13 protein-coding genes are annotated in these 16,402 nt (G+C 62.8%); all 13 read left to right on the plus strand.

The genetic code is table 11. From position 1 onward, the window contains the following. The coding region (locus ACFPME_RS00005) for an EF-Tu C-terminal domain-related protein (protein ID WP_465269163.1) at positions 1 to 179 on the plus strand (179 nt) is incomplete at its 5' end. A 194-nt stretch (positions 180 to 373) separates the two neighbouring features. Continuing rightward, positions 374 to 769 carry a preprotein translocase subunit SecE gene (secE, locus tag ACFPME_RS00010; RefSeq protein WP_377300754.1) on the plus strand — a complete coding sequence of 132 codons (396 nt, stop codon included), beginning with the start codon at positions 374 to 376 and terminating at the stop codon, positions 767 to 769. A gap of 7 nt (positions 770 to 776) precedes the next feature. Then, positions 777 to 1,337, plus strand: a complete 561-nt coding sequence (gene nusG / locus ACFPME_RS00015) for a transcription termination/antitermination protein NusG (protein WP_140656412.1) — start codon at positions 777 to 779, stop codon at positions 1,335 to 1,337. 241 nt (positions 1,338 to 1,578) lie between these two features. Continuing rightward, on the plus strand, positions 1,579 to 2,007 hold the full coding sequence (rplK, locus tag ACFPME_RS00020; protein WP_113729587.1) for a 50S ribosomal protein L11: 429 nt from the start codon (positions 1,579 to 1,581) through the stop codon (positions 2,005 to 2,007). 3 nt (positions 2,008 to 2,010) lie between these two features. Further along, a complete protein-coding gene (gene rplA, locus ACFPME_RS00025; protein ID WP_377300757.1) occupies positions 2,011 to 2,718 on the plus strand; it encodes a 50S ribosomal protein L1 in 708 nt (235 codons plus the stop codon). Positions 2,719 to 3,063: 345 nt separating this feature from the next. Continuing rightward, complete coding sequence (rplJ, locus tag ACFPME_RS00030) at positions 3,064 to 3,597, plus strand: 50S ribosomal protein L10 (RefSeq protein ID WP_377300759.1); 534 nt, start codon at positions 3,064 to 3,066, stop codon at positions 3,595 to 3,597. Between the two features lie 47 nt (positions 3,598 to 3,644). Beyond that, positions 3,645 to 4,013, plus strand: a complete 369-nt coding sequence (rplL, locus tag ACFPME_RS00035; RefSeq protein ID WP_113729584.1) for a 50S ribosomal protein L7/L12 — start codon at positions 3,645 to 3,647, stop codon at positions 4,011 to 4,013. Positions 4,014 to 4,232: 219 nt separating this feature from the next. After that, positions 4,233 to 8,396, plus strand: a complete 4,164-nt coding sequence (rpoB, locus tag ACFPME_RS00040; RefSeq protein WP_377300767.1) for a DNA-directed RNA polymerase subunit beta — start codon at positions 4,233 to 4,235, stop codon at positions 8,394 to 8,396. Positions 8,397 to 8,421: 25 nt separating this feature from the next. Then, positions 8,422 to 12,636, plus strand: a complete 4,215-nt coding sequence (gene rpoC, locus ACFPME_RS00045; protein WP_377300762.1) for a DNA-directed RNA polymerase subunit beta' — start codon at positions 8,422 to 8,424, stop codon at positions 12,634 to 12,636. Between the two features lie 192 nt (positions 12,637 to 12,828). Continuing rightward, entirely contained in the window at positions 12,829 to 13,203 is a 375-nt protein-coding gene (rpsL, locus tag ACFPME_RS00050) for a 30S ribosomal protein S12 (protein ID WP_056386848.1), read from the plus strand. A gap of 142 nt (positions 13,204 to 13,345) precedes the next feature. Next, the gene (rpsG, locus tag ACFPME_RS00055; RefSeq protein ID WP_027491697.1) at positions 13,346 to 13,813 is read left to right on the plus strand and encodes a 30S ribosomal protein S7; all 468 of its coding nucleotides are present in this window, start codon (positions 13,346 to 13,348) and stop codon (positions 13,811 to 13,813) included. Between the two features lie 296 nt (positions 13,814 to 14,109). After that, complete coding sequence (fusA, locus tag ACFPME_RS00060) at positions 14,110 to 16,227, plus strand: elongation factor G (RefSeq protein ID WP_377300765.1); 2,118 nt, start codon at positions 14,110 to 14,112, stop codon at positions 16,225 to 16,227. A gap of 49 nt (positions 16,228 to 16,276) precedes the next feature. Next, positions 16,277 to 16,402 (plus strand): GTP-binding protein (locus tag ACFPME_RS00065; protein WP_229730253.1); only part of this gene is annotated, 126 nt, incomplete at its 3' end.

Here is a 16,402-nt window from a genome sequence, read left to right on the forward strand (position 1 = left end):
CCGACGTGACCGGCGCCTGCCAGTTGCCGGACGGCGTGGAGATGGTGATGCCGGGCGACAACGTGAAGATGGTGGTGAGCCTGATCCACCCGATCGCGATGGACGAAGGCCTGCGTTTCGCCATCCGTGAAGGCGGCCGCACCGTCGGCGCCGGCGTGGTGGCCAAGGTCATCAAGTAAGAGCTTTTGTGAAAAGTCCGGCATGGATGCCGGGTTGATCTTTGCCATCAGGGAGGATGGCTGAAATAATCCTCACGGGGCGAGCGGATTCAAGCCGCTCGCCGTCGTGTTTCCAGTTCAAGTCATGTACGCCAGTANCGATGGCAAGGTCGGCCGCAGGGCGCGACATGCTGCTGACACCTGGTCACTAGTGCATGAATACCAAGGCAGAAGAGCCCAAGGGCACGAACGCCGCCGACATCGGCAAGCTGGTACTGGCGGGGCTGGTGCTGGTTGCCGGTATCTTTGCCTATTCCTGGTTGGGTCGGGACGGCAACATTTCCCCATCGGTGCGCCTGCTTGGCGTGCTGGCCGCGCTGGTGATCTCGCTGGCGATCGCCGCGTTCACCGCGCTGGGGCGTCGGGTCCGCAATTTCATCGCCGAGTCGCAGTTCGAAATGCGCAAGGTGGTGTGGCCCACCCGCGACGAAACGATCAAGACGACCGGCATCATCATCCTGGTGGTGATCGTGCTGTCGCTGCTGTTGGGGCTGATCGATCTGATCCTTAAGTCGGTCATTCTCGACTGGCTGCTGAAGTTGGGTGGCTGAGGTGAGCATGAGCAAGCGCTGGTATGTGGTACACGCCTATTCGGGCTTCGAGAATCAGGTGAAGCGGTCCCTCGAGGAGCGTATCAAGCGCGCCGAGATGGAAGAGAAGTTCGGCGAAGTGCTGGTGCCGACCGAGGAAGTGATCGAAATGCGCGGCGGCCAGAAGCGTCGCAGCGAGCGCAAGTTCTTCCCCGGTTATGTGCTGGTGCAGATCGAAACCAATACCGAGGGCAAGGCGCCGCGCATCGACGACGAGTGCTGGCACCTGATCAAGGAAACCCCGAAAGTGATGGGTTTCATCGGCGGCACCGCCGACCGTCCGCTGCCGATCAAGGACAGCGAGGCTGATGCGATCCTGAGCCGCGTCCGCGAGGGTGTTGAAAAGCCCAGGCCCAAGGTTCTGTTCGAACCGGGCGAGATGGTTCGCGTCACCGAAGGTCCCTTCAACGATTTCAACGGCGTGGTCGAGGAAGTCAACTACGAGAAGAGTCGCCTGCGCGTTGCGGTGCTGATCTTCGGTCGTTCGACCCCGGTCGAGCTGGAGTTTGGCCAGGTCGAGAAGGCCTGAGGCCGGATCTCGGGCCGCGCTGATCGAGCCGGCCCGATCGTTCATCTGCTTCCGTCCGGGCAGCTCTTGGCACGGGGATTGCTGACAACCCAAAAAATCTCTATACTGCGCGGTTCACGCTGGGTCTTTTCGATCCGGCATGCCCGCGTTTTCAGATCTGCATGAGGCAGGTCTTCCTTCCATCCACGGACCGGTGAACAGCGAGGAGCCGCAAGGCGCCTGAACTCGCGAGGAAAATCCCATGGCAAAGAAAGTTGTCGGTTACATCAAGCTGCAGGTCAAGGCCGGCCAGGCCAACCCGTCGCCGCCGGTCGGCCCTGCCCTCGGTCAGCGCGGCCTGAACATCATGGAGTTCTGCAAGGCGTTCAATGCCGCCACGCAGAAGCTGGAGCCCGGTCTGCCGATTCCGGTGATCATCACCGCATATTCCGATCGCAGCTTCACCTTCATCACCAAGACCCCGCCCGCCACGATCTTGCTGAAGAAGATCACCGGCACCGCCAAGGGTTCGCCGAAGCCGAATACCGACAAGGTCGGCAAGGTCACCCGCAAGCAGTTGGAAGACGTGGCAAAGCAGAAGGAGCCGGATCTGACGGCTGCCGATCTCGACGCCGCGGTGCGCACCATTGCCGGTAGCGCCCGCAGCATGGGCCTTGTGGTGGAGGGTTAAGACATGGCGAAGCTCACGAAGCGTATGAAGTCGGCTGCGGCCGCGGTGCAGCCGGGCAAGTTCTATGGCCTGGACGAAGCGCTGAAGATCGTCAAGGACAACGCCACCGCGAAGTTCGCCGAGTCGGTGGACGTGGCCGTCCGTCTGGGTATCGACGCCAAGAAGTCGGACCAGGGCGTGCGCGGATCGTCGCTGTTGCCGCATGGCACCGGCAAGACCGTCAAGGTTGCCGTGTTCTGCCCGCCGGGCGAGAAGGCCGAGGCCGCCAAGGCTGCCGGCGCCGATGCCGTCGGCATGGACGACCTGGCCGAGCGCATGCAGGCTGGTGATCTCGACTTCGGTCGCGTGATCGCCACGCCGGATGCGATGCGCGTGGTCGGCAAGCTGGGCCAGTTGCTCGGCCCGCGCGGCCTGATGCCGAACCCGAAGGACGGCTCGGTCACCGCCGACGTCGCCACGGCGGTCAAGAATGCCAAGGCCGGCCAGGTGAAGTTCCGCAACGACAAGGCGGGCATCATCCACGCCACCATCGGCAAGGCCAGCTTCGAGGCCGGCCAGCTGGCCGACAACCTCAACACGTTGATTGCGGATCTGCTGAAGGCCAAGCCGTCCACGGCGAAAGGCCAGTTTCTGCAGAAAGTCGCGTTGTCCAGCACGATGGGCGTCGGCGTTGCCGTCGATACCTCCTCGCTGACCATCGCGACCAAGTAAGACTCAAGTCCCGCGCTGGCGATAACGCCGGCGTGGGCAGTTTTTGAAGGCAGCTCCGGCCTCAGGCCGGTGCCGCTGTCAAAGACCGCAGGCGCGCTCAGCGCGCGATGACGACGGGCAGGGAGCTCGCCCTCGGCAAGGAATTCGCCGTCATCGCCAGCGGGATCGCTTAATCGGGTTTCGATCGAATCCGGCCTGCGCAGATGGTGCTGCCCCTTCTGGAATTGTTCGATGTGTTCTGGAAAGGCCAACACCCGGGACATCCGTGTCCCCGACGTCAGGGACGGCGTCGCCCAGGACCGCAAGCGGCAGGAGCCGTGAGCGGAGTTCATTTGGAGGAGTGCAATGGCTCTAAATCTGTCTCAGAAGCATGAAGTAGTCGCCGAACTGGCAGACGTTGCCGCGAAGGCCCACTCCCTGATTGCCGTCGAGTACGCGGGCACCACGGTCGAACAGATGACCGCGATGCGCAAGAAGGCCCGTGAAACCAGTGTGTACTTGAGAGTCGTCAAGAACACGCTCGCTTCGCGCGCCGTGGCCGGAACCGAGTTCGAGGTCGTCAAGGACGCCCTGGTCGGTCCGCTGCTGTACGCGTTCTCGATGGAAGAACCCGGCGCTGCCGGGCGTCTGATCAAGGAATTCGCCAAGAGCAACGACAAGCTGAAGGCGAAAATCGTCTCGGTGGAAGGCAAGTTGCTGCCGGCCGAACACGTCGATGTGCTGGCCGCGTTGCCGACCCGCGAACAGGCGCTGGCCATGCTGGCCCGCGTGCTGGCCGAACCGGCTGCGATGTTTGCCCGGGTCATCAAGGCTGTGGCCGATCAGCAGGGCGGTGGCGAAGTCGCCGCCGAAGCGCCGGCTGAAGCCGAACCCGCCTGATTTCGACACCTACTCAACAAATCGAATCCATTTCAGAGGTAAATCAAATGTCCCTGTCCAACGAACAGATCGTTGAAGCCGTAGCCGCCAAGTCGCTGATGGAAGTGATGGACCTGGTCAAGGCCATCGAAGAGAAGTTTGGCGTGACCGCCGCTGCCCCGGTCGCCGTCGCCGGTCCGGCCGCGGCTGCTCCGGCTGCCGAAGCGCAGACCGAGTTCGACGTCATCCTGAAGAACGCCGGCGCCAAGAAGGTCGACGTGATCAAGGCTGTGCGCGCGATCACCGGCCTGGGCCTGAAGGAAGCCAAGGATCTGACCGAGGCCGGCGGCGTCCTGAAGGAAGCCGTGTCGAAGGAAGATGCCGAGAAGTTCAAGAAGGACCTCGAAGCTGCCGGCGCCACCGTCGAACTGAAGTAATCGGCGTTTGCACGCCGACGCTTCGACTTGACGTCAAGCAAGCCTGGGGGCGAAAGCTCCCGGGCTTTGCCTGCTTAGGCGGGAAGGGGAATGGAGAATGGGAAATCGCCCGTCGATTGCGCATTCTCGATTCCCAAATCCGCGGATTTGTCGAACATCTGATTTTTCATTCAGCCGGTGTGTGCACCACCGGCGTCACTGCGAACCGAGGCGCTACCGATCATGGCCTACTCGTTTACCGAGAAGAAACGCATCCGCAAGGATTTTGGCAAGCGTCCGCCCGTACTGGGCGTGCCGAACCTGCTGACCATCCAGACCGATTCCTACCGGGAGTTTCTGCAGGAGCATGTCGCGCCCAAACAGCGCGGCGAGAAGGGTTTGCATGCCGCGTTGAAGTCGGTGTTCCCGATCTCCAGCTATTCGGGCAATGCAGCGCTTGAGTATGTCGACTATCGCCTCGGCGAGCCGGCGTTCGACGAGCGCGAATGCCGCAACCGCGGCATGACCTACGGTGCGCCGCTGCGTACCACCGTGCGCCTGGTCATCTATGACAAGGACAGCCCGGCCTCGAAGAAGGTGGTCAAGTACATCAAGGAGCAGGAGGTCTACATGGGCGAAATTCCGCTCATGACCGACACCGGCACCTTCATCATCAACGGCACCGAGCGCGTGATCGTCTCGCAGCTGCATCGTTCGCCGGGCGTGTTCTTCGACCACGACCGCGGCAAGACGCACAGCTCGGGCAAGCTGCTGTTCTCTGCCCGCGTGATTCCTTATCGCGGTTCCTGGCTGGACTTCGAGTTCGACCCGAAGGACGCGCTGTTCACCCGCATCGATCGTCGCCGCAAGCTGCCGGTGACGGTGCTGCTGCGCGCGCTGGGTTACAACAACCAGGAGATGCTGGGCATCTTCTTCGAGCACAACGTGTTCCACCTCGGCAAGAAGGGTGGCACCACGCTGGAGCTGGTCGCCGAGCGCTTGCGCGGCGAGACGCTGAGCTTCGATCTGGCGATCGGCGGCACCGTGCTGGTGGAAGCGGGCAAGCGCATCACTGCGCGGCACGTGCGCCAGCTGGCCGCTGAAAACATCACGGCGCTGGAAGTGCCGGACGACTACCCGGTCGGCCGCATCGTGGCCACCGACATTGTCGACAGCAAGACCGGCGAGTTGCTGGCCTCGGCCAACGACGAGATCACTGCCGAGCAGTTGGAGAACTTCCGCAAGGCCGGTATCGAAGTCGTGCCGACGCTGTACGTCAACGACCTCGATCGGGGCGCCTACATCTCGCACACCCTGCGCATCGACAACACCAAGACGCCGCTGGAGGCGCTGGTGGAAATCTATCGCATGATGCGTCCCGGCGAGCCGCCGACCAAGGATGCGGCGCAGAACCTGTTCTTCAATCTGTTCTTCACCTTCGACCGCTACGATCTGTCGGGCGTGGGCCGGATGAAGTTCAACCGCCGCGTCGGCCGCAAGGAAATCCTCGGCCCCGGCGTGCTGTACGACCACAAGTATTTCAGCGAGCGCAAGGAAGAGGCATCCCAGCTGCTGGTCAAGGAGCAGGGCGAGTCGTCCGACATCCTCGACGTGCTGAAGGTGCTGATCGACATCAAGAACGGTCACGGTACCGTCGACGACATCGACCATCTCGGCAACCGCCGCGTGCGTTCGGTCGGCGAGATGGCCGAGAACACCTTCCGCATCGGCCTGGTGCGCGTCGAGCGTGCCGTGCGCGAGCGCCTGTCGCTGGCCGAAGCCGATGGCCTGACCCCGCAGGACCTGATCAACGCCAAGCCGGTGGCCGCGGCGGTGAAGGAGTTCTTCGGCTCGTCGCAACTGTCCCAGTTCATGGATCAGAACAATCCGCTGTCCGAAGTGACGCACAAGCGTCGCGTCTCCGCGCTGGGGCCGGGCGGCCTGACCCGCGAGCGCGCCGGTTTCGAAGTGCGTGACGTGCATCCGACCCATTACGGCCGCGTCTGCACCATCGAAACGCCGGAAGGCCCGAACATCGGCCTGATCAACTCGCTTGCCGTGTACGCCCGCACCAACTCGTACGGCTTTCTCGAGACGCCGTACCGCAAGGTGGCGAACAGCAAGGTGACCGACAAGGTCGACTATCTGTCGGCGATCGAGGAGGGCGATCACGTGATTGCCCAGGCGAACTCGCCGCTGGACAAGCACGGCGCCTTCATCGAGGACTTCGTGTCCTGCCGTTTCCGTGGCGAATCCGAGCTGCGTCCGGCGTCCGAGGTCGACTACATGGACGTCTCGCCGATGCAGACCGTGTCGGTCGCCGCGGCGCTGGTGCCATTCCTCGAGCACGACGATGCCAACCGCGCGCTGATGGGCGCGAACATGCAGCGCCAGGCCGTGCCGACGCTGCGGTCGCAGACCCCGCTGGTGGGTACCGGTATCGAGCGCGCCGTGGCGCGCGACTCCGGCGTCATCGTGACTGCCAAGCGCGGCGGCGTGATCGACCAGGTCGATGCGGCCCGCATCGTGGTGCGCGTGACCGAGGATGAAGTCGGCGACAACGACGCCGGCGTCGACATCTACACGTTGACCAAGTACACCCGCTCCAACCAGAACACCAACCTCAACCAGCGTCCGCTGGTGAACGTGGGTGACGTGGTGGCTAAGGGCGACACGCTGGCCGACGGTTCGTCGACCGATCTGGGCGAGCTCGCGCTCGGCCAGAACATGCTGATCGCGTTCATGCCATGGAACGGCTACAACTTCGAAGACTCGATCCTGCTGTCCGAACGCGTCGTGCAGGAAGACCGCTACACCTCGATCCACATCGAGGAGCTGTCCTGCATCGCGCGTGACACCAAGCTGGGTGCCGAGGAGATCACCGCCGACATCCCGAACGTGGGCGAGCAGGCGCTCGCACGTCTGGACGAGTCGGGCATCGTCTACATCGGTGCCGAGGTGAAGGCCGGCGACATCATGGTCGGCAAGGTTACGCCGAAGGGCGAGAGCCAGCTCACGCCGGAAGAGAAGCTGCTGCGTGCGATCTTCGGCGAGAAGGCGTCCGATGTGAAGGACTCGTCCTTGCGCGTGCCGCCAGGCATGGACGGCACCGTCATCGACGTGCAGGTGTTCACCCGCGACGGCATCGAGAAGGACAAGCGCGCCAAGCAGATCGAAGAAACCGAGGTCAAGCGGATCCGCAAGGATCTGGACGACCAGTTCCGCATCCTGGAAGGGGCGATCTACAGCCGCATGCGTACGCAGCTGGTCGGCAAGTCCGCGATGAGCGGTCCAGGCGGCCTCAAGCGTGGCACCGAGATCACCGACGCCTACCTGGACGGCCTGAAGAAGGACGACTGGTTCAAGATCAACGTCAAGGACGAGGAAGTCACCGAGTTCCTCGAGCGTGCGGCCGATCAGGTCAAGCGCCACAAGGAGGAGTTCGACAAGCGCTTCAAGGAAAAGCAGGGCAAGATCACCCAGGGCGACGATCTCGCACCGGGCGTGCTGAAGATGGTCAAGGTGTTCCTGGCCGTGAAGCGCCGCATCCAGCCGGGTGACAAGATGGCCGGCCGTCATGGCAACAAGGGTGTGGTCTCCAACGTGGTGCCGGTCGAGGACATGCCGTACTCCGCCGACGGCGTGCCGGTCGACATCGTGCTGAACCCGCTGGGCGTGCCGTCGCGCATGAACATCGGGCAGATTCTGGAAGTCCATCTGGGCTGGGCCGCCAAGGGCCTGGGCAAGAAGATCCAGAAGATGCTCGAAGCGCAGGAGAAGGTCGCCAAGATCCGTGAGTTCCTCGACCAGATCTACAACACCCATGTGGCCGGTGCCGTGCAGCACGTCGATCTGAAGTCGCTCACCGACAAGGAGATCTTCACTCTTGCCACCAATCTGCAGGAAGGCGTGCCGATGGCGACGCCGGTGTTCGATGGTGCCGAGGAAACCGAGATCAAGGCGATGCTGAAGCTGGCGGATCTGCCCGAGTCGGGTCAGACCACGCTGTATGACGGCCGTACCGGCGAGGCGTTCGATCGCCCGGTCACCGTGGGCTACATGCATTACCTGAAACTCAACCATCTGGTCGACGACAAGATGCACGCGCGTTCCACTGGCCCGTACTCGCTGGTCACCCAGCAGCCGCTGGGCGGCAAGGCGCAGTTCGGCGGCCAGCGCTTCGGCGAGATGGAAGTGTGGGCGCTGGAAGCCTACGGCGCGGCCTACACCCTGCAGGAAATGCTGACGGTGAAATCGGACGACGTGCAGGGCCGCAACCAGATGTACAAGAACATTGTCGACGGCAACCACGAAATGTCCGCGGGCATGCCGGAGTCCTTCAACGTACTGGTGAAGGAAATCCGCTCGCTCGCCATCGACATCGATCTGGAAGAGATCAAGTGATCCGCGCAGTCACCGGAGATTTCGAATGAAAGACCTGCTCAATCTGTTCAACCAGCAGCGCGCGACGCCGGATTTCGACGCGATCAAGATCGCGCTGGCCTCGCCGGAGCTGATCCGCTCGTGGTCGTACGGCGAAGTGAAGAAGCCGGAAACCATCAACTACCGTACCTTCAAGCCGGAGCGTGACGGCCTGTTCTGCGCCGCGATCTTCGGACCGGTGAAGGACTACGAGTGCCTGTGCGGCAAGTACAAGCGCATGAAGCATCGCGGCGTGGTCTGCGAGAAGTGCGGCACCGAGGTCACGCTGGCCAAGGTGCGCCGCGAGCGCATGGGTCACATCGAGCTGGCCAGCCCGACCGCGCACATCTGGTTCCTCAAGTCGCTGCCGTCGCGCATCGGCCTGATGCTGGACATGACGTTGCGTGACATCGAACGCATCCTGTACTTCGAGGCGTTCGTGGTGATCGATCCGGGCATGACCGCGCTCGAGCGCGGCCAGCTGCTCAGCGAAGACCAGTACCTGGAAGCGACCGAAGAGCATGGTGACGAGTTCGACGCCCGCATGGGTGCCGAAGCGGTGTTCCACCTGCTGAAGTCGCTCGACCTGCCGGGCGAAGTCATCCGCCTGAAGGAAGAGATCACCTCCACCAACTCCGAGACCAAGCTGAAGCGGCTGACCAAGCGCGTCAAGCTGATCGAGGCGTTCCTGGAATCCGGCAACAAGCCGGAGTGGATGGTGCTGACCGTGCTGCCCGTGCTGCCGCCGGACCTGCGTCCGCTGGTGCCGCTGGACGGTGGCCGCTTCGCCACCTCCGATCTGAACGACCTGTACCGCCGCGTGATCAACCGCAACAACCGCCTGAAGCGGCTGCTTGAACTCAATGCGCCCGACATCATCGTGCGCAACGAGAAGCGCATGCTGCAGGAATCGGTCGATGCGCTGCTCGACAACGGCCGCCGCGGCCGTGCCATCACCGGCACCAACAAGCGCGCGCTGAAATCGCTCGCCGACATGATCAAGGGCAAGCAGGGCCGCTTCCGCCAGAACCTGCTCGGCAAGCGCGTGGACTACTCCGGTCGTTCGGTGATCGTGGTCGGTCCGACCCTGCGCCTGCACCAGTGCGGCCTGCCCAAGAAGATGGCGCTGGAGCTGTTCAAGCCGTTCATTTTCGCCAAGCTGCAGGCGCGTGGCGAAGCCACCACCATCAAGGCGGCGAAGAAGCTGGTCGAGCGCGAGGAAGCGCAGGTGTGGGACATCCTCGAAGAGGTGATCCGCGAGCATCCGGTGCTGCTGAACCGTGCGCCGACCCTGCATCGTCTCGGCATCCAGGCGTTTGAGCCGAAGTTGATCGAAGGCAAGGCGATCCAGCTGCATCCGCTGGTGTGTACTGCGTTCAACGCCGACTTCGACGGCGACCAGATGGCCGTCCATGTGCCGCTGTCGATCGAGGCGCAGCTGGAAGCGCGCACGCTGATGATGTCGTCCAACAACATCCTCAGCCCGGCCAACGGCGAGCCGATCATCGTGCCGACCCAGGACGTCGTGCTGGGTCTGTATTACATGACCCGCGAGCTGATCAACGTCAAGGGCACCGGCATGGTGTTCTCGGGCATTTCCGAGGCGCGCCGTGCGTACGACAACCGTGCGGTCGAGTTGCACGCCAAGGTCAAGGTGCGCCTGAAGCTGGTGCACATCGCCGAAGACGGCACGCGTACCCACGAGACGAAGATCGTCGACACCACTGTCGGTCGTGCACTGCTTGCAGAGATCCTGCCGGAAGGCCTGCCGTTCGAACTGGCCAACACCGAGCTGACCAAGAAGAACATCTCGCGCCTGATCAACTCCAGCTACCGCCTGCTGGGGTTGAAAGAGACCGTGGTGTTCGCCGACAAGCTGATGTACACCGGCTACCGGTTCGCCACGCGCGCAGGCATTTCGATCGGCATCGACGACATGCTGATCCCGGCCGAGAAGAAGCCGATCCTGGAAGAAGCCGAGAAGGAAGTCGTCGAGATCCAGCAGCAATACCAGTCGGGTCTGGTCACCGCCGGCGAGCGCTACAACAAGGTGGTCGACATCTGGTCGCGTACCAGCGAACTGGTGGCGAAAGCGATGATCGACGGCATCGGCACCGAAAAGGTGAAGGATGCCGACGGCAAGATGGTCAACCAGAAGTCGATGAACTCGCTGTACATCATGGCCGACTCCGGCGCGCGTGGCTCGGTGGCGCAGATTCGCCAGCTGGCCGGCATGCGCGGCTTGATGGCCCGTCCGGATGGCTCGATCATCGAGACCCCGATCAAGGCCAACTTCCGCGAAGGCCTGAACGTGCTGCAGTACTTCAACTCGACCCACGGTGCTCGTAAGGGCCTGGCGGATACCGCGCTGAAGACCGCCAACTCCGGTTACCTGACCCGCCGCCTGGTCGACGTGGCGCAGGACGTGGTCATCACCATGGACGACTGCGGCACCGAGAACGGCGTGATCATGCAGCCGATCGTCGAAGGTGGCGACGTGGTCGAGCCGCTGCGCGAGCGCGTGCTGGGCCGTGTGGTGGTCGAGGATGTCTACGCACCCGGCGATGATGATCAGCCGATCGTGACGCGCGACACCCTGCTCAACGAAGCCCTGGTCGAGAAACTCGACAAGGCCGGCGTACAGGTGCTGAAAGTGCGTTCGCCGATCACCTGCGAAGCCGCACATGGCGTGTGCAAGTTGTGCTACGGCCGCGATCTGGCCCGTGGTCATCTGGTCAACATGGGCGAGGCCGTGGGTGTGGTCGCCGCGCAGTCGATCGGCGAGCCGGGCACCCAGCTGACCATGCGGACGTTCCACATCGGTGGTGCGGCGTCGCGTGCGGCGGCAGTGGACAACGTGACGGTGAAGACCACCGGCTCGTTGAAGTTCAACAACCTGAAGTCCGTGCAGCACAAGCAGGGTCATCTGGTCGCGGTGTCGCGTTCGGGCGAACTGAGCGTGATCGATACCAGCGGCCGCGAGCGCGAGCGTTACAAGGTGCCCTACGGCGCCATCATCGCGGTCAAGGACGGTGCGCCGGTGAAGCCTGGCCAGACCGTGGCGAACTGGGATCCGCATACCCATCCGATCGTCACCGAAGTGGCCGGCGTGGTGCGTTTCATCGACTTCCTCGATGGCGTCACCGTGCAGAGCCAGACCGACGAGCTGACCGGCCTGGAATCGGCGGTGGTCACCGATCCGAAACGTCGCGGCGCGCAGGCGAAGGACCTGCGCCCGATCGTGCGCCTGGAAGACGCCAAGGGCCGGGAGCTCAAGCTGCCGGGCACCGACATCGCCGCGCAGTACTTCCTGCCGGCCGGTGCGATCGTGTCGATCCAGAACGGTGCCGAAGTGGGCGTGGGCGACGTCGTTGCCCGTATCCCGCAGGAAAGCTCGAAGACCCGCGACATCACCGGCGGTCTGCCGCGCGTGGCCGATCTGTTCGAGGCGCGCAAGCCGAAGGAGCCGGCGATCCTGGCCGAGCGCTCCGGCATCATCAGCTTCGGCAAGGACACCAAGGGCAAGCAGCGCCTGGTGATCAAGGACGTCGACGGCAATGAGCACGAGGAGCTGATCCCGAAGTGGCGCCAGGTCATCGTGTTCGAGGGCGAGCATGTGGAGAAGGGCGAAACCGTCGTCGACGGCGAGCCGAGTCCGCATGACATCCTGCGCCTGCTGGGTGTGGAGCCGCTGGCCTCGTATCTGGTCAAGGAGATCCAGGACGTGTATCGCCTGCAGGGCGTGAAGATCAACGACAAGCACATCGAGGCGATCATTCGCCAGATGCTGCGCAAGGTCGAGATCGTCGAGCCGGGCGACAGCCACTACCTGCGGGGCGAGCAGATCGAGCGCGTGCGCATCAATGGCGAGAACGATCGTGCAATCGCCAAGGGCGAGCGTCCGGCCGAATACCAGTCGATCCTGCTGGGTATCACCAAGGCGTCGCTGGCCACCGAGTCGTTCATCTCGGCAGCCTCGTTCCAGGAAACCACCCGCGTCCTCACCGAGGCGGCAGTTCGTGGCACGCGCGACACCTTGCGTGGCCTGAAGGAAAATGTTATTGTCGGGCGTCTTATTCCGGCAGGCACGGGCTTGGCGTACCACGCGGCGCGTCGTCGCCAGGGCGGTTTATCCGCATCGGATCTGGAGACGCTTTCAGGTTCCACTCCCGCAGCCTCGTTTGCCGAGGTTTCGGCCGGTAGCGATAACGGTGTCGAGTAAGCCCGTCCAGGGTATTGCTCGCTGACATACGAAAAGAGGTGCAGGGACGCACCTCGTGTTCGGGTCCAGGACGGCTGAGCGCCGGCTTGCCTATGGCGGGCTGCTCATGTTAAATTCCCGCTTCTTGGCAGACCGAGCTCATTCGGGCTGCCTTTAATGTTTTTAGAATCAGGTTTTCAGGAACAGCTTCGCATGACGACAGTCAACCAGTTGGTGCGCAAATCGCGCAGCCCCAAGACCTACAAGAGCGGGTCGCCGGCACTGCAGAGCAGCCCGCAGCGTCGTGGTGTCTGCACGCGTGTTTACACGACCACCCCGAAAAAGCCGAACTCGGCCTTGCGCAAAGTTGCCAAGGTGCGCCTGACCAATGGCTTCGAGATCATCAGCTACATCGGTGGCGAAGGTCACAACCTGCAGGAGCACTCGGTGGTGCTGATCCGCGGCGGCCGCGTCAAGGATCTGCCCGGCGTGCGCTACCACACGGTGCGCGGCAGCCTCGATTGCGCGGGTGTCACGAAGCGCCGCCAGTCGCGCTCGAAGTACGGCGCCAAGCGCCCGAAGAAGTAAACACCCGCTGTTTTGAAAGTACGGCTACGGATGGTTGCTTTGGCGTCGCAGTCATTGGATGGCTGCAATAAAACAATGGTGCGGCCGGGATGGTCGCTTTCTGGCGGGCAGGGATGTCCGCAAAAAATATCGGACGAAAAACATGTCGCGTAAAGGTTCACATCCCGCCCGTCTGGTTCTGCCGGACCCCAAGCACGGTAGCCAGCTGATTGCCCGTTTCATCAACATGGTGATGAAGAGTGGCAAGAAGTCCGTGGCCGAGAGCATCGTTTACGGTGCGTTGCAGCAGATCGGCGAGAAGAACGCCGAGCCGGTCGCACTGGTCGAGAAGGCGCTGAACAACATCGCGCCGGCGGTCGAGGTGAAGTCCCGCCGTGTCGGCGGTGCCACCTATCAGGTGCCGGTCGAAGTGCGCCCGGGTCGCCGCATGGCGCTGGCAATGCGCTGGGTCATTGATGCTGCCCGCAAGCGTGGCGAAACCTCGATGCCGCGCAAGCTGGCCGCCGAGTTGCTCGAGGCTTCGGAAAGTCGCGGCGGTGCAGCCAAGAAGCGCGAGGAAACCCATCGCATGGCGGAAGCCAACAAGGCCTTCTCGCACTACCGCTGGTAACGCACTCGCCGTCACCAGGACGGCGAGGAACAAACCGCCAGCCATGGCGGGCTTTCTCAGGGTTCAGGGCCGTATCTACCCACGGCAGGCTGGCTGGCATTCAAGTCGGACAGTGAGGGTTCAACCGAGCCCGGTGGCGGCAGAGAACAAGCCGGCATTCCTGCCGGAGTACTGATTCAAGCCGTCTTCCTCGATGGCCTGAGGAACATACCGCCATCCATGGTGGACTTTTAAATAGAGCACGTCCCGGACGGACGTGGGAATCAGGGCAGGCAGCCTGAAACGGGTAAATATCCATGGCACGCACTACTCCCATCGAGCGCTACCGCAACTTCGGCATCATGGCTCACATCGATGCCGGCAAGACCACGACCACGGAACGCATCCTGTTCTACACCGGCGTCAGCCACAAGATTGGCGAGGTGCACGACGGCGCAGCCACGATGGACTGGATGGAGCAGGAGCAGGAGCGCGGCATCACCATTACGTCGGCAGCAACGACGGCGTTCTGGAAAGGCATGGACGGTTCGCTGGATCAGCACCGTTTCAACATCATCGATACCCCGGGACACGTCGATTTCACCATCGAAGTCGAGCGCTCTCTGCGCGTGCTCGACGGCGCGGTATTCGTGCTGTGCGCGGTCGGTGGCGTGCAGCCCCAGTCCGAGACGGTGTGGCGCCAGGCCAACAAGTACAAGGTGCCGCGTCTCGCGTTCGTCAACAAGATGGATCGCACCGGCGCCAATTTCGACAAGGTCGTTGCCCAGCTGAAGGCGCGTCTCGGCGCACATCCGGTGCCGATGCAAGTGCCGATCGGCGCCGAAGACGGCTTCGAGGGGGTCGTGGATCTGCTCAAGATGAAGGCAATCATCTGGGACATGGAATCCCAGGGCATGAAGTTCGAATACCGGGAGATTCCGGCGAACTTGGCTGACGCAGCCGCCGAAGCGCATGCCTTCATGGTGGAGTCCGCCGCCGAGGCGACCGAAGACTTGATGAACAAGTACCTCGAAGAGGGTGACCTCACCGAGGCTGAGATCATCGCGGGTCTTCGCCAGCGCACGCTCGCCAACGAAATCATCCCGACCTACTGCGGCACGGCGTTCAAGAACAAGGGCGTCCAGGCCATGCTCGACGCGGTGGTGCAGCTGCTGCCGTCGCCGTCCGACCGTCCGCCGGTCGCTGGCATCGACGAAGACGACAACGAAGCCACGCGCAAGGCTGAGGATGCGGCGCCGTTCTCCGCGCTCGCGTTCAAAATCATGACCGATCCGTTCGTCGGTTCGCTGACGTTCTTCCGCGTCTACTCGGGCACGCTGAAGTCCGGCGATGCCGTGTACAACCCGGTCAAGAGCAAGAAAGAGCGTATCGGCCGTATCCTGCAGATGCACGCGAACGAGCGTCAGGAGCTGAAGGAAGTCTGTGCCGGCGACATCGCTGCCGCAGTCGGCCTGAAGGACGTGACGACCGGCGACACGCTGTGCGCGCAGGATCACATCATCACCCTGGAGCGCATGACGTTCCCGGAGCCGGTGATCTCGATGGCGGTGGAGCCGAAGACCAAGTCGGACCAGGAAAAGATGGGCGTCGCACTCGGTCGTCTCGCTGCGGAGGATCCCTCGTTCCGCGTGCGCACGGACGAGGAGTCGGGCCAGACGATCATCTCGGGCATGGGCGAGCTTCACCTGGACATCCTGGTGGACCGCATGCGCCGCGAGTTCAACGTCGAGGCCAATGTCGGCAAGCCGCAAGTGGCTTATCGCGAGACGATTCGTCTGTCGGACGTCAAGTCGGATTACAAACACGCGAAGCAGTCGGGCGGCAAGGGGCAGTACGGTCACGTCGTGATCGAGTTGTCGCCGATGACCGAGGCAGATCGTGCCGACCCGAACGTGAAGAATGATTTCCTCTTCATCAACGACATCACCGGTGGCGTGATCCCGAAGGAGTTCATTCCGTCGGTTGAAAAGGGGCTGCGGGAGACCATTACCAGCGGTCCGCTGGCCGGCTTCCCGGTCGTCGGCGTGAAGGTGAAGCTCGTGTTCGGTTCCTACCACGACGTCGACTCGTCCGAGATGGCGTTCAAACTCGCGGCTTCGATGGCGTTCAAGCAGGGTTTTGCGAAGGCGTCGCCGGTGCTGCTCGAGCCGATCATGAAGATCGAAGTGGTGACGCCGGAAGAGTACGTCGGTGACGTCATGGGCGACATGAGTCGCCGTCGCGGCCTGCTCCAGGGCCAGGACGACACGCCGTCGGGCAAGACCATCGACGCGATGGTCCCTCTGGGCGAGATGTTCGGTTACGCGACGACCATCCGATCGCTGACCCAGGGCCGCGCTACCTTTACGATGGAATTCGACCACTACGCCGAAGCGCCGAACAACGTCGCCGAGCAGGTCATCAAGAAGGCCTGATAAGGCTGACTTTCCAGCACATACCGTTCTTTTCTAGAGGTTCAGAGTCATGGCAAAGGGTAAATTCGAACGCACCAAGCCGCACGTCAACGTCGGCACGATTGGTCACGTGGATCACGGCAAGACGACGCTGACGGCGGCGCTGACGAAGGTCGGTGCGGAACGTTTCGGTGGC

This window comes from Rhodanobacter umsongensis, assembly GCF_042654965.1.
In the GTDB taxonomy this organism is placed as follows: Bacteria; Pseudomonadota; Gammaproteobacteria; order Xanthomonadales; family Rhodanobacteraceae; genus Rhodanobacter; species Rhodanobacter umsongensis.